This is a genomic window from Veillonella parvula DSM 2008, from assembly GCF_000024945.1.
In the GTDB taxonomy this organism is placed as follows: domain Bacteria; phylum Bacillota; class Negativicutes; order Veillonellales; family Veillonellaceae; genus Veillonella; species Veillonella parvula.
In genome coordinates, this window is record NC_013520.1 from 1,851,188 (window position 1) to 1,874,524 (window position 23,337).

17 protein-coding genes and 1 other RNA gene are annotated in these 23,337 nt (G+C 40.6%); 2 read left to right on the forward strand and 16 right to left on the reverse strand.

What is annotated here, in order from left to right; genetic code table 11:
* Positions 1-97 precede the first annotated feature (97 nt).
* Positions 98-1,465, forward strand: coding sequence for an NCS2 family permease (locus VPAR_RS08295; protein WP_012864852.1), 1,368 nt, complete (start codon positions 98-100; stop codon positions 1,463-1,465).
* 252 nt (positions 1,466-1,717) lie between these two features.
* Here the strand turns inward: VPAR_RS08295 and VPAR_RS08300 are convergent, their stop codons facing one another.
* From VPAR_RS08300 to VPAR_RS08320, 5 genes are all read right to left on the reverse strand, one after another.
* Positions 1,718-3,025, reverse strand: a complete 1,308-nt coding sequence (locus VPAR_RS08300; RefSeq protein ID WP_012864853.1) for a hypothetical protein — start codon at positions 3,023-3,025, stop codon at positions 1,718-1,720.
* Positions 3,026-3,155: 130 nt separating this feature from the next.
* The gene (locus VPAR_RS08305; protein WP_012864854.1) at positions 3,156-3,926 is read right to left on the reverse strand and encodes a hypothetical protein; all 771 of its coding nucleotides are present in this window, start codon (positions 3,924-3,926) and stop codon (positions 3,156-3,158) included.
* Positions 3,927-4,164: 238 nt separating this feature from the next.
* The gene (locus tag VPAR_RS08310) at positions 4,165-4,677 is read right to left on the reverse strand and encodes a pyridoxamine 5'-phosphate oxidase family protein (RefSeq protein WP_012864855.1); all 513 of its coding nucleotides are present in this window, start codon (positions 4,675-4,677) and stop codon (positions 4,165-4,167) included.
* A gap of 35 nt (positions 4,678-4,712) precedes the next feature.
* Positions 4,713-5,156 (reverse strand): MarR family winged helix-turn-helix transcriptional regulator, encoded by a 444-nt coding sequence (locus VPAR_RS08315; RefSeq protein WP_012864856.1) that lies wholly within the window; start codon positions 5,154-5,156, stop codon positions 4,713-4,715.
* A gap of 12 nt (positions 5,157-5,168) precedes the next feature.
* Positions 5,169-5,576, reverse strand: coding sequence for an SRPBCC family protein (locus VPAR_RS08320; RefSeq protein ID WP_012864857.1), 408 nt, complete (start codon positions 5,574-5,576; stop codon positions 5,169-5,171).
* A 281-nt stretch (positions 5,577-5,857) separates the two neighbouring features.
* On the opposite strand from VPAR_RS08320, the gene VPAR_RS08325 reads away from it, so the two are divergent.
* A complete protein-coding gene (locus VPAR_RS08325; RefSeq protein WP_012864858.1) occupies positions 5,858-7,300 on the forward strand; it encodes an amino acid permease in 1,443 nt (480 codons plus the stop codon).
* Between the two features lie 33 nt (positions 7,301-7,333).
* On the opposite strand, the gene VPAR_RS08330 is transcribed toward VPAR_RS08325, so the two are convergent.
* From VPAR_RS08330 to gltB, 11 genes are all read right to left on the reverse strand, one after another.
* Complete coding sequence (locus tag VPAR_RS08330) at positions 7,334-7,906, reverse strand: immunity protein YezG family protein (protein WP_012864859.1); 573 nt, start codon at positions 7,904-7,906, stop codon at positions 7,334-7,336.
* Between the two features lie 94 nt (positions 7,907-8,000).
* Positions 8,001-8,891, reverse strand: coding sequence for a hypothetical protein (locus VPAR_RS08335; protein WP_012864860.1), 891 nt, complete (start codon positions 8,889-8,891; stop codon positions 8,001-8,003).
* A gap of 207 nt (positions 8,892-9,098) precedes the next feature.
* Entirely contained in the window at positions 9,099-10,223 is a 1,125-nt protein-coding gene (locus tag VPAR_RS08340; protein ID WP_012864861.1) for a cation diffusion facilitator family transporter, read from the reverse strand.
* A gap of 260 nt (positions 10,224-10,483) precedes the next feature.
* Positions 10,484-11,602 (reverse strand): RluA family pseudouridine synthase, encoded by a 1,119-nt coding sequence (locus tag VPAR_RS08345; protein WP_012864862.1) that lies wholly within the window; start codon positions 11,600-11,602, stop codon positions 10,484-10,486.
* Positions 11,602-14,190, reverse strand: coding sequence for a 3'-5' exonuclease (locus VPAR_RS08350; RefSeq protein ID WP_012864863.1), 2,589 nt, complete (start codon positions 14,188-14,190; stop codon positions 11,602-11,604). The genes VPAR_RS08345 and VPAR_RS08350 overlap by 1 nt, the downstream gene beginning before the upstream one ends.
* Positions 14,191-14,202: 12 nt before the next feature.
* Positions 14,203-14,454 carry a hypothetical protein gene (locus VPAR_RS08355; RefSeq protein ID WP_008714821.1) on the reverse strand — a complete coding sequence of 84 codons (252 nt, stop codon included), beginning with the start codon at positions 14,452-14,454 and terminating at the stop codon, positions 14,203-14,205.
* 4 nt (positions 14,455-14,458) lie between these two features.
* The gene (recR, locus tag VPAR_RS08360; protein ID WP_012864864.1) at positions 14,459-15,055 is read right to left on the reverse strand and encodes a recombination mediator RecR; all 597 of its coding nucleotides are present in this window, start codon (positions 15,053-15,055) and stop codon (positions 14,459-14,461) included.
* Complete coding sequence (locus VPAR_RS08365) at positions 15,056-15,385, reverse strand: YbaB/EbfC family nucleoid-associated protein (protein WP_008714816.1); 330 nt, start codon at positions 15,383-15,385, stop codon at positions 15,056-15,058.
* 140 nt (positions 15,386-15,525) lie between these two features.
* Positions 15,526-18,213, reverse strand: coding sequence for a DNA polymerase III subunit gamma/tau (gene dnaX / locus VPAR_RS08370; protein WP_012864865.1), 2,688 nt, complete (start codon positions 18,211-18,213; stop codon positions 15,526-15,528).
* Between the two features lie 256 nt (positions 18,214-18,469).
* Positions 18,470-18,569, reverse strand: an RNA gene (gene ffs, locus VPAR_RS09485) — signal recognition particle sRNA small type.
* Positions 18,570-18,686: 117 nt separating this feature from the next.
* The gene (gltB, locus tag VPAR_RS08375; protein ID WP_012864866.1) at positions 18,687-23,267 is read right to left on the reverse strand and encodes a glutamate synthase large subunit; all 4,581 of its coding nucleotides are present in this window, start codon (positions 23,265-23,267) and stop codon (positions 18,687-18,689) included.
* Positions 23,268-23,337 lie beyond the last annotated feature (70 nt).

Sequence of the window (23,337 nt, forward strand, 5' to 3'; positions counted from 1 at the left end):
CATACAAAAAATGGTGGGAAATATGATACACTATACATATATCGAAATATCTTTATTTAGGTATGATTTTAATTTCATATAGGGAGGATTTTATCTAATGTTAGATAAATTATTTCAACTCAGTGAACGTGGTACAACCGTTAAAACAGAAATTTTAGCAGGTATCACTACGTTTATCACGATGGCGTACATCCTATTCTTGGCGCCAAACATTCTTAGTCTTGCAGGTATGGATAAGGATGCGGTCCTCATTGCCACAGCCTTAGGTGGAGGTCTTGTGACGATTGCTATGGGTTTATTCGTAAACTACCCAATTGCTCTCGCTCCAGGGGTTGGCCTCTTGGCATTTTACTCCTTTACTGTAGTTCTCGGTATGGGCGTATCTTGGCAAACAGCATTAGGTGCGGTATTCATTTCAGGTCTCGTATTCCTCGTATTAACACTTACGTCGGTGCGACAAATGATTGTTGAAGGCATCCCTACCTCCATGAAAATTGCCATTACCGTTGGTATCGGTCTCTTCATTTCTATCATCGGTTTGAAGTTATCCGGCTTGATGGCCATCTCCATTAGTTTGTCTCCAAACTCCTTAGGTCAGGTTGTACAGACACATGGTAATTTGGTCCCTCCAGCATCTGAGGCACTCTTAACGCTTGGTAATTTGCACAGTGGTGAAACATTGTTAGCACTATTCAGCCTCATCTTTACAGCTTTATTGATGGCTCGCAAAATTCAAGGTTCCCTCTTGATTGGCGTTTTAGTAACAACAATCATCTCCTATGCGACAGGCCTTTCCACAATGCCTGAGAACTTCACTGTATTGGCTATTCCTGATTTCTCCAAAGCAGCATTCCTGCAATTAGATATTCCTGGTGCGCTTCACATGGGCTTAATTACGATTATCTTCTCCTTCACCTTCGTAGAATTGTTCGACTCGATGGGTACTTTGATTGGTACTGCTACAGAGGCGAAAATTGCAGATCCTAAATCTGGTAAATTCCCGGGTCTTGGTAAAGCCATGACCGTAGATGCTATCGGTGTTAGTGCTGGTGCATTGCTCGGTACTTCTACAATTACGGCTTTCGTTGAAAGTGCGGCAGGTGTAGGGGCTGGTGGCCGTACAGGTTTAACAGCTGTCACAACAGGCGTACTTTTCTTAATTTGCTTATTCTTGGCTCCATTGGTATCCTTGGTTCCAAATGCAGCCACATCTCCTGTTCTTATCATCGTAGGTGCCCTCATGTTAGGTGCCATTCGCAATATTGACTTCGATGATTGGACAGAAGGCTTCCCTGCATTCCTCGTTATCGTATTGATGCCGTTCACATACAGCATCGCTAACGGTATCTCTGCAGGTCTTATTGCATACCCTCTACTCAAAATCATTGCGGGCCGTGCAAAAGAAGTTAACTGGATCATGTACGTATTGGCCGCACTTGTTATCATCCGCTACGTATTCTTCTAATTAACGTATTCTTCTAATTAACGTATGCCCATAATTATGCTATTAGTGAAAGCTACTTTATATTTGATAGCTATAATCACTAATACCTAAGAACAAAGTATATGTAAATTACATCCACTAAAAGAACCTATCTCCAAAGATATTACCCTAATATCTAGGAGATAGGTTCTTTTTATTATGTACTCTTTTACTAAACGCTAACGTCGTATGGCAACACCGAATCGCGCTATAGAGTCTTATTAGGATTTAGTATTAACGAATTGTTTTTACACCGATTAAGTCTGTACGACTTGGCTCAATATCAGTTAATGGTACTACATGATCTTTATAAAACTCTGCTTCAGATGCTTTCACAGGCACTTGGAAGAACAAGAAATATGCCATGTTATCCTTGTACCAAGTAATACTGCGAACTAAGCCATTATTTACATCACCTGTATACTGCACATCACCTGTTGGGGTAGAGTCAATCCACTGTACGTCATGGTATTCCGTTGGAACATATTCTTTAGGCCATACAGTATCCTTAGAGTAACTCATGCGGAAGGCCATAACATGATTTACCCAACGGCCGCTATGTTCTTTGTACTCTTTACCTTGCTTCCAATATACAGTTTCTAATACATCATTATCATAAAAATGTGTAGCATAGTATGTATAGCCAAGAGGCAAGTAACTTGGTACAGATACGTCATAGAACATCTTACGAGATGCATCAATTACACCGCTTGGTAAGCCGATGGATTTACTCGTAAGTATAGGCCACTCAGAATTCGTATGTGTACGCAATGGCAACCCAATAGATTCAAAATGAGGTCTATCTTGTTCACCATTTTGTTTAACACTTTGCGCATTATTTCGTTTACCATTTTGCTTATCATTTCCGTCACCACGTAATCTAGTGTCATCAGAAGCCACGTTACTTAACGGCCCTACTGAATCTACAATTTTGCTTACATAGTTTTGGTTTCTTGAGGAAGCAAAGTAGAGCATATGAACTTTGTTATCTTTTTCCCAATAAGCAATTTGAACAGAATCGTTGCTAGAGCCTAAAGTATGTACAGGAATTCCATTAGGGGTAGTAAAGCTAACAGTATCATCAGCATTGTATTTTGTCTTTTCCAATATAGGCTTTACCACGGTATCGATAGCCCAACCCATACGATATACAATATCTGTATTAGAGAAAGTTAATTTCGGACCATATTCTCCATCATGGCCCGTTTCCGTATATACAATTTCTAATACGTCATGATTCCTTGACTTTACATCGCGTACTGCATAGTCTTCAGGCATATAAGATGGAATCTGTAAATCATATCCAAAATAATTAGTAGTTGCCTCAATATTACGCTCTAGGATATCACCATTATCAAGTTGATCATACCACCGATAGCGATTCATTAGTTCTTTATTCTTTTCCACTGTATCAGTGGTAACTGTATGTCCATTTTCATCCACTAAAGGAGATAACGCACTAACTGATTGTACTCCAAAGCTGCCTATCACGGTAGCTAATATTCCCATGGCTAATAATGATTTTGTTATTTTCAATCTCATAATTTCTGCTCTCTCTAAATTTAGATATTTATAAGTATATATTACCGAAGTAATCATTTATCTATTACATTTTTTAACTCAGATCACTGACTTTCAAGAGTATTACGTACCATTAATAAATCACACCAGTCTATGCTTTCATAGGCACTACATGTTCCTCTTTTATTTCTTCAATAGTTTTAAGTTTAATCGGTGTTATCGGATAATTACCAACTAGTTCATAACGAGAGCTATCAATACTTTTCAACGGTACCACATGCTCCTTATAGAATTCCGCATCAGCCTCTTTCACCCGTTCTAAGAAGAATAGAGAATAAGCCATCCCATCCTTCGTCCACGAAATGCTGCGAACCATATGTGTTTCAGGATTACCTGTAAAATAAACATCACCAGAATCACCTGATTTAGACCATTCAATATCGCCGTACTCAGATGGAACATATGGTGTATCTCTTACGATATCTAAGGAATATCCCATTCTATATGCCATAATACTATCTATATATTTTTTCCCATCCCGATAGATAGTCACACCTTTTTTATAATATACAACCTCTAATACATCATTTTGATCTTGACGCGCTGTATAGAGCTGATAACCATAAGGTATATAGCTAGGCGCCTTGACCTCATACGGCAGTTGCTGTGCAGCTTCTACTATTCCTTTCCAATTACGAGCCCCTTCTTGCGTTTTCATAGGCCACTCTAATAAAGTCTTTCTTGGTAATGCTTTAATTGCTGAATCAGGATGAACTCTAGGCATATCAAATGTAACGGCAGCGGAAACCCCAACATTATCGGTAGATATTGAATCATTAACAACATCAGCTGAAACATATCCTGCACACAATAATCCTACAGCCATAGCAGCTAAAACGGACTTATATATAAGCTTCTTCATGATCTCTCCTTTTATAAAAACTTGATATATACTTTACACATATAATGATATATTTTCTTATTTATATCAAAAACATGCCACCTATTCTGTTGCCCTAGCTACTTCATAAAACTTTTATCTTTCCTATTGTGAAAGTATAGTTATGAGCCATTAGCTGCTTTAATTCTAACTAGTTATACATAATAAAACATCCTACTAAACGCTATATTACAATAGAGTTCAATAGGATGTTTTGTCATTATTTATTTAATGGAGGCATAATAATATCTTGTTCAAGCTGTCTTCGTCTCTTTGCGGTATAGCCTACAACTTTAATTCGAACTACGCCCACAGAGTTTACCATGGCATCACTAAAGGTAAATTCTCGACCAGTCTGATGATTCATCAACACCTGTAAACCATGAGCTTTTTCATCAATATTCTCTAAATAAGCAGCCTCTCCTCGGCCCATTACACTGGAATAGACTGAACTATATTTACAAGGAATATCTCCACCTGAAACGAGAGCCTCATCATCACCATCAATTTCGATAAATACATGAGGATTCGCTTGAATCAAACTAAACTTCTTCCCCTCATGATATCCATGCACAAAAATATGAAGTACATCATCTATAAATTCATAGCCGAAATGCAAAGGTACCACGTAAGGGTAATCACCATCTATCATGCCTAGGTGAATGATACGCGTGCTGTTTAAAATATCTTTAATTTCATCTATATTTGTAACCATACGATCTTGACGTCTCATAATAGCCTCCACAAGAATCGGAAAATTGATACACATTACGCTTCATGTAATCTGCCAAGAAGATGTTTAAATTGAGCCTCATCACTATTCAGCTTTCCGAAAAAGATTTCATCAATCTCTTCAACTAATGGGACTGCCTTTTGTAATATTGCACTACCCTTTTCATTTAAAAGAACAGCTTTCGCACGTGTATCTCTAGAGTGCTCTTTTCGCTCTACAAAACCACGTTTTTCCAATAAGCTCAATATTTGAGATACCGTCATAACATCTATCCCTGAAAGTTTTGAAATCATAACTTGTGTAACTTCGTTATCATGTTGTGATAGATAAGCAAGAGACGCTAAAACAACAAATTGAGGATGTGTTAAGTTCAACTCTTTTAACGCTTGTTTTATAGTAAAATGCCATTTATTGTACACCCTCATGAACAATAATCCTGTTGATTTTTCTGAATTGTCTTTATATTTTGATGTAAACAAACAGCAATCACCTTATCTTTCTAAACAATTTTTTAGAATAAATATAGATTGAGGAACATCCGAAAAAACTTGACTTAAAAATTCCAAATGTTGATTATCTTCACTTTCTAAGCTTACAGTATGCTTTACATTTACACTTCCGTCATGATTATCAATTATTTGATGTCCGAAAAGAATAGCACCAAATGGAGTTTCAGTCTTATCCCAAAACTCTTCAAAAGGTTTTACAAGAGTAAGCTGATATTCCATAGGCGGCATGCCTTCAAGCTCCATTGTACCACATGAACCGGTCTCAAATTTACCGTTTAATGTAATATTTTTTAGATCCTCTTCCCAGTCATACCATTTTTCGATATTCGCATAGTACGCCCACACAGCTTCTTTTGTTGCTTTTATTTTCAAACTAAAACTAAATTCCATTTTATATCCTCCTTTTTATTGTAAGTATACTTATTATAAATTATTTTATATTATTCGTCAATTAACTTCCAAAAAAGGATATTCTATGCGTTTATCAATATAAGGGTATACTCTCATCAGAAAATCACCAGGTCTTTTGTCTACTGTAAAAATACATTTGACTTTTTAGAATAGATACTGTATTATAAAAAAATAGTTCTAAAGATTCTATAGATTGTTAAAGCTGTGGTAATCCATAGCCTTTATATTTATAGATAGTTTGTAGAAAAGAGGTCTTTATTATGTCTGATACGCATCAGTTAAAACGGGGTCTTAAGAACCGGCATGTACAGCTGCTCGCCATCGGCGGTGCTATTGGTACAGGCCTATTCTTAGGCTCCGGTCGCGCCATTCACTTGGCTGGTCCATCCATCATATTCGCCTACCTAATAACAGGTGTTATGTGCTTCTTTATTATGAGAGCACTAGGCGAATTATTGTTATCTAACCTAAATCACCACTCTTTTATCGACTTTGTAGAAGATTACTTAGGAGATCGAGCAGCCTTTATCACGGGATGGACATACTGGTTCTGCTGGCTTTCACTAGCCATGGCAGATTTGACAGCCGTAGGCCTCTACATGCAATACTGGATACCGTGGCTTCCTCAATGGATACCAGCCTTACTTGTTCTAGTCGCCTTGCTGTTAATGAACTTGACAGCTGTAAAATATTTTGGTGAAATGGAATTCTGGTTTGCCTTGATTAAGGTAATCGCTATCATCTCTCTTATCATTATCGGTATCATCATGATTGTTACTGGTTTCACCACAGATGCTGGCGTCGCCGCCTTTAGTAATATGTGGAACTATGGAGGATGGTTCCCGAATGGAACGATGGGCTTTATTCTATCATTCCAAATGGTTGTATTTGCTTTCACAGGTATCGAACTCGTAGGGTTGACAGCTGGCGAAACAGAAAATCCTGAAAAGGTTATTCCAATGGCCATAAATAATATTCCATTGCGTATTATTTTATTCTATGTGGGCTCTTTAGCCATTATCATGAGTATTTACCCTTGGACTGCCGTTAACCCTGCTACAAGCCCATTTGTAGCAGTATTTACCGCCGTTGGTATTACAGCCGCTGCAGGTATCGTAAACTTTGTGGTTCTTTCTTCTGCAGCATCCGCTACAAACTCCGGTATCTTCAGTACCGGTCGTATGATTTATGCCTTGGCAAAACGCGGTCACGCCCCGAGTTCGATGCGCCGCTTGACTCACAGCAGTGTGCCATACCAAGCAACGATTTTCTCGGCAGCCGTATTATTGATTACGGTTGTACTCAACTACGTAATGCCTGAAGCAGTATTCGTTATGATTACATCAATCTCCACGTTCTGCTTTATCTTTATTTGGGCCATGATGGTTATTTGCCATCTCAAATATCGCAAGAAAAATCCTGAGATAGCGGCACAGTCTAAATTCAAAATGCCTCTATACCCTGTAATGAACTACGTCATCCTCGCTTTCTTCGTTTTCGTTTTAGCCATTCTAGCCTTAAACGAAGATACGCGAATTGCCCTCTTGTTCACACCAATTTGGTTTATCATTCTTTGGGCCTTCTACTCCATGCTTAACACGGACGATGAAGATGCTCTTGGGGAAGAACTCATCGAAATGGCTGGTGTAAAAGAAATTTACAAAAAACCTAAAAAAGACGATTCCGATGATTACGTAATCTAACAAAAAGGCTCGTGCATAGCACGAGCTTTTCTTTTACTTCATAGTAGGAAAATTCTGTTGTTCATATTGTTCTAGATATGCTGGTAAATTACTTGTATCTTCATTGTAATTAAAGATAGTCTTGATGCGATAGCCTTCTTGAGTGATTATGATATCAATAGAGGATGGTACTTCTTGACCATTCTGTTGCAAGTGATTAACTAATTCTTGCAAGGCCTCTGTTTGATGTAAAGAACCGGCCATATATTTACCCTTGGATAGACCTGTATTTCTAATGACTTGGCCATTGTATACTTGACCTCTATTATCTTTGTAATAAAAGCGTACAGCATCCTTATCTCCCGTAGGAACAGCTTTAATATAAATGGTCTTCCAATTCTTTTTAATCATCACTTTTGTAGCTTCTGCTAAATTATTAGACAAACGTCGTGTTTCTTTATTTGTTGATTTAGACACACCATTAACCTGTTGAATTTCATCATTCATAGGCATATCAATAGGTGCCACTACTGGATCTTGTTCTACCTTTTTTGCATCTGCAGGCTGAACCGCGAACATACCAACAACCGCCATTACAGCTAATGCGGTAAGAGCAATTTTTTTCATTCCATCTCTCCTTAGTTAGGATACATCAAAACAAATTATATTTTATACAACACATTCTATTATATTCATTAAACAGTTTAATATCAAGTCATACTTAATTTTTAGGACTGACACTATTAATGATTTGGTTCCATCGTTCAAAACGTTTAGTATCGTAGTTCATATCCATATATTTAATATTAAAAGAGGTAATCGATTTTAGATTTTCATAGCGTTCCATCTCATCAGTCTTAACATTCCAGAACAACATCATATTTTCATATATAGGAATACCATAATAATGTTCAGCTTTAAAAAAATCAAAAGGTAAATTCATATTTGGTTTCGCATATATAAGAGGAGTAACCGTGAGCAAATAAGTATCTCCTACCTTACCATTTATATATAATTCTCTAGGAATAAGAGAGTCTAATATTACTTTATCATTTTTAATACCATGTTTACTTACTTTCTTTTGTTGAACCAAACGTGGATCTGTATCAACTATTTTAGAAGCAGATAAATTAGCATCTATAATATATTCTCCATCTCGATTAGAGGCTATAATTTTTCCATCTATATAATCTAAGGAAGCAGAAAATTTATCTAAATCATATCCAATAATATTAGAAACTAAAGATGTATCATTGATTTTAAAAATCAAAAGTGGATACAACTTCATATCAGGAATAGTATCATTAGAGCATCCGAGTAGATATAGTTCCTCATTAATAATAAGATAATCAACAATATAACAGTTATATTGTTTTAAAATGGGTAATACATCGATAGTATACGATTCAGAATAATTAGATGCACTCAGAATCTTTAATGCCGCAGTAGGATTACGATTAATATCAACCGCAATATCCTTTTCTATAATTACCCCTTGTTTTGGTAAAATTCGAGCCTCATTTCTCGTACCACTAAGGTGTAAGGCACACAAAATAAGGATAAGTAAAAGCAAAAAACCAACAATATAATGCTTTTGTATCCATTGCAACATAGGACCACCTCTCTCTTACCTATAGTATAACTAAATCTGTCGACTAATAAAAGAAAAGACTTCTGCCAATTCTTGACTGATTATATTCTGTCAATTACTGGTAAAAGCCTTTAATTTTATAATATTGGTTATGAAATTGTCCTATATAGCAAAGAGATATACTTAGATGTTTCTATTCGCAGAAATATCAAAATCAATATTACTAAATTAGTTACTAAAATCCGTATCCACAATAGCGAATTGTGTATAATCAGGGTAACGTTTTTGCATTTCTGCCTTGATTTTTTCTAATGTACTATGTGGATCTTCTTCATCAAAGTCAAAGATAATATCGTAGTAGATAACCTTCTTTTCTTCTTGTACGTAGAAGGCATGTACTTGTACTACATGTGTATATAAACTAATAACTTGATCAAGAGCTTTTCTAATTTCAAGTACTTCTACACTTGGTTTGTTTTCAGCATATACACCAACGGTCATATTGATGCCAAACTTTTTATAAAGATGAACCGCAATGCCCTTTGTTAGGGGATGAACTTCTGCCATTGTCATCGTATCTGGTACAGAAATATGAACGGAACCAATTGTTTCTCCCGGGCCATAGCTATTTAATACCAAATCATATACACCACCCACATTCGGATGCTGTGCGATAGTTTCTTTAATATTACGGATTAAATTATCATCTGCTCGAATACCAAGCAAATGGTTGTACATTTCACGTAAAATATCATACGCCGCTTTTAAAATCAAAACAGAAATAACAGCGCCCACATAACCTTGAATATCAAAGTTAAAGAGAAATACTAAGCCTGCAGATACCAATGTAGCAAAGGTAATCACCGCATCAAAAAGGGCATCTATACCAGATGCTACGAGCGCATCGGATTTATATTTTTCACCTTGTGCCTTGATGTAACGGCCCATCACTACTTTCACCACGATGGCAACAGCGATGATAACAAGACCTGGAATATCAAATGTAGATACCTCAGGGTGGATAATTTTATCCACAGATTCCTTAAGGGATCCAATACCTGCACCGAGAATGATGAAAGCTATGGCCATGGTAGTCATATATTCTATACGACCGTGGCCAAATGGATGCTCCTTATCAGCCCCTTTGGCGGCTAATTTCGTACCCACAATAGTTAATACAGAGGACAATACATCTGTTAAGTTATTTACCGCATCAAGGATGATGGCGATGGAATTAGACGCAAGGCCCACAATCATTTTAAAAATAACGAGAACGACATTACCTATAATGCCTTTTATACTGGCAAGCGTAATCCCCCGATTACGTGCTGCACCATTATCTTGTAAAATCATACTACACCTCTTACATTCTGATTTATAGTTTTTAAATTGAACTATATCGATTTGCTCCTATTTATATTATAGCTTATCGATTATCATTTGTCATTATTTTTCTTGAAAAATATTTTTAAACTTATTGATTTTACTGAATTATCAATAATTCTCATTTCTCAATTAGGAATTTTGATGTATTGTGACTTCACAATGTATAGTACAAACTTATGACTAACAAACTAGTATTTTGTATTACGTAACGAGTTAACCAGATCAGATTATGCCATAACCGTAATATGCTCTCCTGTGCGAATGTGTGTAAATACTACCTTTTGAGCGCGCAATTGGAATGGCTGTCCCGTAGGTTGTGCACCGTATAAGGTATCTCCTACAAGAGGGTGCCCTATATGGCTGAAAGCTACTCGAATTTGATGTGTTTTCCCTGTGTACAAACGAACTAAAACCTCAGTATATCCACATTTATTGGACTTATACACAGTTTTGTCCACATTTAGATTATTTTTATCCACATCTACTAATTCTATATCCACATTTTTTAGTCCTATATCCACAGAATTTTCAGACTTATTCACAGAGTTATCCACAGGCTGGGAAGAATGTCTACATAGGACGGAAAAATCTGTGCGAGTCTCTTTGCCCTTTGCATTTACTTCGTAATGAATACCATCAGCACTGCGTTCCATAGGGAATACTAAAGTATCCTCATCAGCTTCTACAATGCCTTCTACAGTAGCCATATACCACTTTTCAAAGGTGTTATCATCCATTTGTTGTTGATAAAGACTTTGAGCTAGACCGCTTTTTGCAATGACAATACAGCCCGTCGTATCTCGATCTAAACGGTTCAAGAAACGTACCTTTCGCTTGATACCATGTTCTTTAAAATAGTGCGCCACACCATTGGCAAGAGATAGTCGATCTTTAGAGTTCACCGTCACACCACTTGGCTTATCCACAATAAAAAGATCCTCGTCTTCGTATAAAACGGATAAGTCCATTTCAATTGGATCGTGGTCAATCTTCTCTTTAGCCATAGCAATCCAGATCTCATCGTCTACGGAGATTGCATCCTTTGGTGTAGCCTTATGCCCATTAATGTGGATTAATTTCTCTTCAAAGAGTTTAACTAAGGACTTTCGAGGATATTTAGTATCTAACACTTCACCGAGTGAAATATCACATGCTTCGCCAGTATGTTCTAGATCACCACTTGACATGTCTTGATTGCTACTCGATATACCTCGACTGCTACTAAATACGTCTCGACCGTTATTAGACAGATTTTGTTTTGCATATTTCTGACTAAGCACAGCGTCTATATCTACAGCGGTCACGGTCCACAGAATATCATCAGGACGATGTGTTTTTCGCGCCATCAGTATCTCCTTTCTACGAGTTCAGGATCTCGTGGCATATAGTTGAGTAGCGAGCTTGGTTGAACAGCTCGACCTCTTATATTTGTCTGTTCAAAGGTAATGGTCAATTCTTGTTTAGGTCGAGTGATGGCCACATAGAACAAGCGCTTTTCTTCATCATCACGACCTTCTGCAAGGGCAAAAGGACTTGGGAACGTACCTTCGTTGAGTCCTGCTAAAAATACGTAATCGAACTCACTGCCCTTTGCTTGGTGAATGGTAATGATAGGAATGCGGTCTTCGTTTCGCACCTGTTGTGCGGGCTCGCCCGCCGTGAGAGCTGCGAGCTGCAAGATTTGATTTAACCGCGCTAATCCTGCTGGCCCTTCATAAGCCGCATCTAATTTTTCCATGATACGATATAAATCGCGTATATGCTCTACTTTAGCCGCTTCTCCATGAGATTTGTAGTATTCTAGAACTCCCATTTGATTCATAATGTACGCCAATAATTTCGTTGGCATCTCCGTATAGGCTTTTCTACGCAAGGTCGCCATTTGAGATGCGATATTAGTGAAAGCTGCCTTATATTTGTTAATAGCTACCATACGTCCCGTTGTAGTAGGCACGATATTTTCTTTCACCGCATAGATTAAAAGCTGTGCAGTGGCTAATATATCGTCCATTGCATTATGTGTTGGCTCATGGTGTATAGGGAACTTAGATGCTAGGAAACCCAATTTATGATTTGGTAAATTAGGATAGAAACGACGGTAGATATCGAGTGTATCATAAATAGCCTTGAACTCGGGATTACCTAGATTATGACGCGCCAATTCATTCGTAAAGATGGTCACATCATAGTTTACATTATGACCTACAATAATAGCATTCTTGGAAAATTCCTTAAAGGCTTGTAACACTATAGCTGGCTCTTCACCGTGTTCTTGTAAATACGCATCGGAGAAGCCGTGTACCTCTTCGGATTGACCAACAGGTACACCAGGATTGATAAAGCGTTCAAAAGTCTCTAAGACCTGTCCATCTTCATCGATGCGGATAGCCGCAATTTGAATGATACGGTCTTGAGCCGTATCTGTGCCGGTGCTCTCCACGTCATAAACAACTACTTCGTGCTGTTCAAGCCCACTTACGAGCTTTGCATAAGGCTCCGCTTCAAAGATAGGCATATCCATGAAATCCGTCAATTTTAAACCTACTTGACGCGTCTCAGGGCTTTCAATCGCAGCGATACGAGCGTCACCAATACCAGCAACATATCGCTTGATAATGCGCTTCGCACTGACAGAATCATTAGGATTCATGAGCAATTTGAAGTAAGCCATAACGTCTTTGATTTCTTGACGTCTAAAGAATTTAAACTCGTCGATAATCATGAAGTGACGGCGTTCCTCTTCAGATCGTTCGCCGTTAAGACGTTCAAAAGAATCACTTAGCTGCTGTGCTTTTTTATTGTCCCTCACGAGAACGCCGATATTAGCATCCTTCGGTAATGCACAGATAGCTTCGTAGATATATCGGCCCTCAAGGTAGCTATTTTTACAACCTTTAATGAGAACAGGCTTACCCTTGCTTTCACTATTAGCACGAGGCAATTCAGTGTAGATAGACCCAACCAGGTCAGGGAACATATTTTGCAAGGCCTTGAAAGCCATCGTAAAGAGCGTCCAATTAGAACGATAGTTTTCATAAAAGATGATTTTCAAGGGCTTGAAATCCGCATCAAATTGCTTAAGCAAGCGGAACGGATCGGAGCCACGCCATTCGTATATGGTTTGGAAATAGTCTCCACATAGTAGCACGTGATTACCTTCCCACAACATTTCTAATACCTTGTACTCCAGTACGCCAGTATCTTGCATTTCATCTACAGAGATATAGCTGTAACGACTGCGCCAGCGTTCACGAACTACAGGGTCTTGGAATAGGCGATGAACACCGCAGATGAGGTCTGTAAAATCTAGACCGTGCAGGGAAGCTAAGCTTTCATCATACGCAGCAATCCATTCGTGACCATGGTTCAAGAAATCATTGAGTTCACTATAGAGGACATTGCCAAAGCTGGAGAATTGCTGCTCAATGGCTTCGCGCTGTTCCTTCTGCAAGCGTTCGATAGTGCGTTTATAATCACCTACGAGGTCATCAGAATAAAATTCATATAAAGAGCGATATTCTTTCACCATAGCGATAACATTAGCAAAGGACATTTCTCGCAATTTACCAGGACGGTACGGTTCAGAGAGTTCCTTGCAGTCTTCTTCGTCAAAAATGGTCACGTCCGTGTACAAGGTTTCATTGCGCTTTCCCTCTTGTTGGAGAATGAAAAAGCAAAAGCTGTGGAATGTACTAACCTCCACAGCCTTTGCAGGACTGCCCACGAGCGATTGAATGCGGCCTTTCATCTCGTTTGCGGCCTTGTTCGTAAAGGTCATGCACAAGATATTCTCCGCTTTCGCATAGCCACCCTCGATGAGATGAGCCACCCGATAAGCAAGTGTATTCGTTTTTCCCGTCCCAGCGGACGCTAACAAGAGGATATTCTGTTCCACTTCATCAATAACGCGTTGTTGTTCACGATTGATAAGCATAAAAACCTCCTGTTATTTAATGCCGTAATATATAGCAGCTAAAACCATAGGAATAGGACCTAAAATTGCTGTTAATGCCCAAATACCAACTCCAATATCCATTGGAATCTCAAGTACATGAACACATACCCAGTAGGTTAAGCCACCAATCACAACATTCATAGCCACCCGTTTAATGGTGAAAAATGCTACTTTGAAAGCAATGTAGGCTACAGCAATGGAAATAACCGCCGATATAATCGGTGATGCTAATAAAGCTCCCATACTACTATCCTTTCATTTCTTGACGGTTCACTACGGCACCGCCTAGCGTTAATTCATCGGCATATTCGATATCGCCCCCCACAGGAACACCGCGGGCAATGCGCGTTACCTTGATGCCACTTGGACTTAATAAGCGCGCCAAATACAGAGCTGTTGCTTCCCCTTCGACATCTGGATCTGTCGCGAGGATAACCTCTTGTACAACGCCATCGCGAAGGCGTGCAATCAATTCTTTTACGCGAATATCATCGGCACCGATGCCCTCCATAGGGGACAAGGCACCTTCCAATACATGATACAAGCCCTTATAATCACCACTGCGCTCGATAGCAATGACATCACGAGATGTTTCAACAACCATAATCGTCGTATGATCGCGATTTGGATTGCTACAGAATTCGCAAGGATCTTGAGCTGATAAGTTAAAGCAAATAGAACAGTGACGCGTAGCCCCCTTCGCTTCTACGATAGTTTCCACGAGGCGGTCCACCTCTTCCTTCGGCATTTCTACCAAATGGTACGCCAAGCGTCTAGCCGACTTAGAACCGATGCCAGGCAAGCGGCGCAGCTGTTCTACGAGCCGTTCTAAAGCGTTTGTCATTTAGAATAAACCTGTTGGCAAGTTTAGACCACCAGTCACTTTGCCCATTTCTTGAGCCAAGAGGTCGTCTACTTTTTTACTAGCTTCGTTTACCGCAGCCATTACTAGATCTTCTAACATTTCTACATCTTCAGGATCAACAGCTGTAGGGTTCAATTTCAAAGATTCGATGATTTTTTCACCGTTCATCACAACGGTTACAGCACCGCCACCTACGGAAGCTTCTACAGTACGAGTTTTTAACTCTTCTTGCATTTTCTTCATATCTGCTTGCATTTTTTGAACTTTTTTCATCATGCCAGTCATATTGCCCATACCTTTACCAAACATTGTATTTCCTCCTTTTAGGACATCGTCCTATACTAATATTCTAAGTCCATATCATTAATACTATATGACATAGGTTTATAACATATATGTCTCCTAATAGCCCTAAGGCCAAAGGTTATTATATAACGATTGCTTTTCATCTATTCTTCGATGACCTCGACGATGATGTCATGGTCTTCAGATAGTTTTTCTAATGTTTCTGCCAATAAAGGATTATTTCGTTCCTCTTCGGTCATTTTTGTTGGGTCCCATGCGTATTCACGAGCCACCGTAACACTATCGATAGCCTCTACTTCAATAGGTTTTTGTGAAAGCATACCATTTCCATCACTTTGATGCGGGGTTACCTCACGAGGTTCAACCCCATCAGACTTTGGGACAGCTTCCACCTCGATATGCGCACCGCTATCCATAGGACGCTCTAACACTTCGCCATCCTCGCTGATAACAGTCACACTATCTAATGGATGTGGCGGCATATCATCTAAGGATGATACATAAGAGCCCTCCATATCATCTACAGGCACATCATCAAAGGAATGAACTGGAATATTATCCCCTTCAATAGAACCCGCTAGAGACTCAATAGGAATTTCACCATCAGGGACCTGATTAGATGGACTGCCATCAAAAGATGTAATCGGCACATCTCCACCGGATGCTGGCTCTGTTTCTACACCAGCTCCTAATGCAGTTTCTGATGCAGCTATTGTAGCTGTATTCGCACTATCACTAACTACTGTATTTGCAACAGCACCGCCGGTTTTCTTAGCTAAGAATGCCATCGCCGCAGCCTTAGCCGCGTCCACAGCCGCAGAATCAAGCTTACTATCTTGAGGATCATTGGTTAAATCCATTTGTGTCGGTTGCCCACCGGAGGTCGTCTTTACGTCAACCATCGGTTCTTGTGGTCGTTGGGATGCTTTTACTTGGCGTTGTGTGGTACTACCAGCAGCCTTTTTATAGTCTTTATAAACTTGCGTGAGGGCATCCACGATTTCTACGTGTACTGCATAGCCCAGTGTATAGGTGAAAGCATCAGCTGCTTCCGCCAAATTCACTTCATTAGTCATCACATTGAGATGCAATGTATTTTTAAAGGCCATGACCGCCTTGCTTTGGTCTACATATACAAGTTGACCTTGACCAATAACGGTAGAGGTCATATTGCGATTGCTATCTTTCAAGTATTTAATCACATTGGATTGTACATTGCGATACTCTTGAGCAGACAAGATTTGTTCACTAATGATGGCCTGTGTACTAACACCTTTTTTAGCACGACCTTTAGCTTGGTTTCTTGTAGGTTTTCGGGAATCCGTGTCCCCATTATTTGGCGGTGGCGCCATGCCAACCCCGCCCATCGGTGGCGGAGCCATGCCCACTCCATTCATCGGAGGAGGTGTACTACCTGGTGCTCCCATCGGTGGAGGCGTCATACCTACCCCATTCATAGGAGGCGGTGTCATCCCCATACCACTTGATGGTGGCACTGCATCAATAGTAGTATTTTGAGTGCTGCTCATTGGAGCATCCTGTGTAGTTACAGTAGTATCAACAGATACAAAACTATTCGCATAGCCACCTTGTGGTGGTACAAATGCATTAGCACCATACATTGTTGGAGCTGCTACGGGGCCTCGTTGTTCCAATTGAGCCATGCGGTTCAATAAATCGTTTCGTTCAGATCGCTCGGCACTTTCTAGAGCATATACACGGTCTTCTAAGCTTTCATCAACAGAACCTAATTTAGCACAAAGCACGAGTAGTCCCATTTCAATGATGGTTCGTGGGTTATCCACTTGTTTCGCATCATTCATGATGGATTGAGCACTGCGCACATATTGGTTAAGTTCATTGAAATCAACGCTATTGGCCTGAGCTAGGAACTCATCCTTAAAGGCATCGTATACCTTGAGCTCATCCGCATCAGGAGCCACCTTACCAACGAGCAAGGCGCGCACATGTTGAATGAGGGCTTCCATAATCTGCGTCGCATCACGACCTTCTGCCAATGCATCGTGAACGTAGGATAATACTTTCGGGCCATCTCCGTTGCGCAAAGCATCTAGGAAGTGAATAATCCATTCCTTACTTACAAGACCGATTAACTCTTCCACCACTTGCGGTGTAATAGAGCCCGTTGCCATACCTGCACATTGGTCTAGAATACTCAAGGCATCACGCAAACCACCGTCTGCATGAACAGCGATGAGCTGAGCCGCCGCAGAATCAAGGTCAAAGCCTTCTTTTTCTGCTACGTAAGATAGACGCTGTGCGATGTCATCAGAAGTAATACGTCTAAAAGTATAGCGCTGACAACGAGACACGATAGTAACAGGCAATTTTTCAATTTCTGTAGTGGCAAAGATAAACATCACATGAGCTGGTGGCTCTTCGATAGTTTTTAAAAGTGCATTCCACGCCTCTGTAGTGAGCATGTGGGCTTCATCGATGATGAACACCTTTTTACGCCCCTCAACAGGCATAAATTTAACGCTTTCACGGAGAGCACGCACCTCATCGATACCGCGATTAGATGCGGCATCGATTTCAAGGACGTCCATGGACTGGCCACTCAAAATCGATCTACAAGCACTACACTCATTACAAGGGTGATCCGTTGGGCCATGCTCGCAGTTGATAGCGCGCGCAAAAATCTTCGCCATGCTCGTCTTACCAGTCCCCCGCGGACCGGCAAATAAATAGGCATGAGCTACCTTATCCTCCCGGATAGCGCGCATCAATGTATCAGACACCTGGTGCTGACCGACTACATCGGTAAATGTCTGCGGACGATACTTACGATATAGCGCAATATATGCCATTGGAACACCCCCTTTTTCCGAAACTTACAATACTTTATTATACCATATTCAAGAAAATCTGACTTCTTTAATATAGTTCTCTCCACATTTCCAAAGTGATATGTTTATTTATAAACTTTGTAGATATTTACTAGTCAAAATTCCATCATATGGTTCACAATAAAACATCGTATAGTCCAGAATAAAGTATCATACATTCCTAAATTAGACATAAAAAAAGCGACCTCACAGGCCGCCTTGCAATACTCGATCACGACAGCCCCCGGGTTCCCCGTGGCACATGAAGGTTACCACTTAGTGCTGCTACCTCTCAGTCCTGACACGATTCACAGGCCCCCATTGCACAGGCCCGAGAACTGCCATGATCCAATATTGCAATATAAATATTATACATGAAAAAGCCTCTATAGTCAAAGCTATAGAGGCTTTTCACTGTATTCTTATATAACAAAAATTAACTAAGAAGAAATATATTATGCATATTTTTCTTTAAATGCAGCTAATTGAGCTTCCTCTAAGGACAAGCCTTGTTCTTTAAAGCGTTCAATAGCAGCTTGCATTTCCTCGTATGCTACAGGTACAACTTTTGTGAATCTGTTAACAAAGTTATTCCAGTTTTCAAGGATGTGACGGCCTTTAGCGGAGTTAGTATGCAATACATGTTGTTCTACTAGTTCTTTAATGCGTTTAAGGTCATCATTATTGGCAGGACGTAGTTCTACGAGACCTGGATTTACATAGCGTTCATCGCAATCGAGGATGTACGCATAGCCACCGGACATACCTGCTCCGAAGTTACGGCCGATTTTACCGAGTACGAGCACTTCGCCACCGGTCATGTATTCACAACCATGGTCGCCGACGCCTTCCACAACAGCCGTGATACCACTGTTACGAACGGCAAAACGTTCACCAGCTACACCGTTGATGTAGGATGTACCAGAGGTTGCACCATAGAAGGCAACATTACCAATTAGGATGTTTTCGTCCGCTTCAAAGATAGATTTCTTAGGTGGGTACACCGTTATAGTACCGCCGGACAAGCCTTTACCGAGGTAATCATTTGCATCCCCTTCGAGTTCTAAGGTCATGCCTTTAGGGATGAAAGCACCAAAGGATTGGCCTGCAGAGCCTTCAAAGTTCAACTTGATTGTGTTATCTGGCAAACCGCTTTCACCATAACGACGAGTCACCTCAGAACCAACCAAGGTACCTACAACACGATTGATGTTAGTGATAGCCAATTTAGCGCGAATCGGTTTTTGGTCCTCAATAGCAGGACGGCACATACGCAAGAGCTTGGACATATCCAAGGTGCGTTCTAACTCGTGATCTTGGTCAACCATGTGCATATGCCCTACAGAGACGTCGATGTACGGACGGAACAATATACGTTTAAGGTCAACGCGAGACAACTTGAAGTTATCGTCTTGCGATTTTTGACGTACAAGATCGATACGCCCAACGAGTTCAGCTACGGAGCGAATACCTAGGCGAGCCATGATTTCACGCAATTCACGTGCGATGAAAATCATCAAGTTTTCAACATATTCAGGCTTACCTGTGAAACGAGCACGCAATTTTTCATCTTGTGTAGCTACACCATAAGGGCATGTATTAAGATTACATACACGAGCCATTTTACAGCCTACCGCAACGAGTGGCAATGTGCCAAAGCCGAATAACTCAGCACCGAGCATAGCTGCTACAGCCACATCGAAACCAGTCATCAATTTAGAGTCTACTTCTAATTGAACACGGTCACGCAATCTATTGAGCATCAAGGTTTGATGAGTTTCAGACAAACCTAATTCCCAAGGCACACCAGCGTGTTTAACAGATGTACGACCTGCCGCACCAGTACCACCATCGTATCCGGAAATCAAGATATTATCCGCTTTCGCTTTCGCAACACCAGCAGCAATCGTGCCAACGCCTGCTTCAGATGTCAGTTTAACAGAAATACGCGCATCTTTATTGACGCATTTCAAGTCATAAATCAATTCAGCCAAGTCTTCGATGGAGTAAATATCGTGATGTGGTGGTGGAGATACGAGCTCAACGCCAGGAGTGGAGTGTCGAGCTTTCGCGATTTCAGGATATACCTTTTTGCCTGGTAATTGACCACCTTCACCTGGTTTTGCGCCTTGAGCACATTTAATTTGCAACTCTTTTGCATTGATCAAATAATTCGCTGTTACCCCGAAACGACCTGATGCAATCTGTTTTACTTCGGAGTTCATGCTGTCGCCGTTTGGCAATGGTTTGAAACGAGCTACATCTTCACCGCCTTCACCAGAGTTGGATGTAGAGCCTAAACGATTCATAGCGATAGCAATCGCTTCATGCGCTTCTTTACTGATGGCACCATAACTCATAGCGCCCGCTTTAAAGCGTTTTACGATAGACTCTTCCGGTTCAACCTCTTCGATAGGAATACCGCCGCCTATTGGATAGTTCAATTCCATCAAGGAACGCAATGTAACGTGGTAATCGTTGCGAATCGCTTTGGAATACTCTTTATATTTAGCATAGTCACCATTGATAAGGGATTCTTGTAACAGGTCGATAGTCTTAGGGTTGAATAGATGCTCTTCCCCATCTTTTACTGGACCATACCAACCGCCTGGTTCGAGTACAGTTTCGTCGGATTTGAAAGCCCGTTCATAACGAGCCAAGGCTTCGTGTGCTACGCCGCCAAGGCCGATACCACCGATACGTGTTGGCGTATTTACAAAGAACTTATTAATGAAGTTAGTATTCAAGCCCAAAGCTTCAAAGATCTGTGCACCGTGGTAAGAACGAACTGTGGAAATACCCATTTTGGACATAACTTTCATGATGCCACCCACAGCGGCTTTAATATAGTTCTTTTCTGCTTCTTCTGGTGTAATATCTCCAAGGCGTTTACGAGCTTGCAAATCGCGAACTGTTTCAAGCGCCAAGTATGGGTTGATAGCCGTTACGCCATAGCCAATTAATGTACAGAAGTGATGAACCTCACGTGGTTCACCAGACTCAAGAATGAGGCCGATTTCTGTACGCAACACTTTGTTGATCAAATGATTATGAACAGCTGCTACAGCTAATAATGCTGGAATTGGTGCATGATTTTCATCGACACCGCGGTCGGATAAGATCAACACATTTTGATCTGTACGAGCTGCTTCTTCTGCCTTAGCACACAATTCATCTAATGCATCGCGCAAGCCTTCAGCACCCTTAGTTGGGTCAAATAGGATTGGCAAGGTTACAGATTTCATACGACGGCAATCAAGAGCTTTGATGGACGCCAATTCTTGGTTTGTAAGAATTGGGGTGCGCATGGACAATGCATAGGTACCAGCTTTGTTAGGTTCTGTTAAATTACCAGAGTTACCAAGCATAACACGTGTAGATGTAACCATTTCCTCACGAATAGAATCAATTGGAGGATTCGTTACTTGCGCAAACATTTGCTTGAAGTAGCTATATAGCAATTGTGGTTTATCGGACAAGATAGCTAAAGGCGCATCGGCACCCATGGCACCTACAGGGTCTTTACCATCTTTTGCCATAGGCACAATCATGCGAACAAGGTCTTCTTGAGTATAACCAAAAGCTTGTTGTTCTTTAAATAAATCATCTACTGTTGGAATTGTACTTTCATCGGCCTGCGTAATTTCAGACAAATGAATAACGTGTTCCTTTACCCATTCATTGTATGGCAATTCAGTAGCGACGCGATGTTTGATTTCTTCATCGGAGATGATACGTTGCTCCTCTGTATCGATGAGCAGCATTTTACCTGGTTCCAAACGGCCTTTAGCGCGGATGTTTTCAGCATTTTCGTTTACAACGCCAACCTCAGAAGCCATGATAACGCGGTCATCTGTTGTCACATAGTAACGAGCGGGACGCAATCCATTACGGTCAAGCACACCGCCGATAACGGTACCATCGGTAAAGCCCATAGCCGCAGGACCATCCCACGGTTCCATCATAAAGCTATTGAACTCATAGAAATCATGTTTTTCTTGACTCATAAGGTTATTTCGTTCCCAAGGTTCAGGAATCATCATCATGATTGCATGAGGCAAAGAACGGCCTGTCATGTGCAAGAATTCCAAGGTATTATCAAACATAGCGGAGTCAGAACCGCTATCATCTACTACAGGGAATACCTTTTTGATATCTGGGAACAATGGAGATTCCGCTTTACCTTCACGAGCATTGATCCAGTTTACATTACCGCGGATGGTGTTGATTTCACCATTATGAACTAAGAAACGGTTAGGATGTGCCCGAGCCCAGCTTGGGAATGTATTCGTACTGAAACGGGAGTGAACCATTGCCAACGCAGAGGTAAAGTCAAGGTCGCTCAAATCAAGGTAGAAGTCTCGCAATTGACCAGGTGTTAGCATACCTTTATATACGATTGTTTTAGAAGACAAAGATGCGATATAAAAATCACTAGATAATTCCTTGCTCAAAGGGATGATGCGTTTTTCCGCCAATTTACGGATAATATATAATTTGCGTTCAAATTCCTTATTGTTCGTTACATCGGGCCCTTTGCCGATGAGGATTTGAATCATCCAAGGGCGAATCGCCGCAGCCTCTTTACCGACCTTTGTACCATCAACCGGTACTTCACGCCAGCCGAGAACAACCTGGCCCTCTTCGCGTACGACCTCTTCAAGAATTCGCTTCTGCTCGTTACGGAGACTTTCATATTTATGAGCAAATACCATACCTACGCCATATTCGCCAGCTGCAGGTAGGTTAATACCAAGCACTTCGCACTCACGCTTGAAGAACTCGTGCGGAATTTGTACCAAAATACCGGCACCATCACCTGTGTCCTTATCGGCACCGGCACCACCACGATGTTCAAGGCGCTCCAAAATGCGCAAACCATCGTCGATAATATCATGAGATTTTTTTCCCTTAATATTAACAACAAAACCCATGCCACACGCATCCTTTTCAAATTGGCTGCTATACATGCCATTGGCTTCGAGTCTAGCTTGATCTAGACGTTGTTGCTCTATTGTGCTTTGCTTCATATCCATAACGTGCACTCCTTCATATCACTTGATTATTCCAAGCACTGCGGCATCGTTCCGTTCGGTCTTGGTAAAA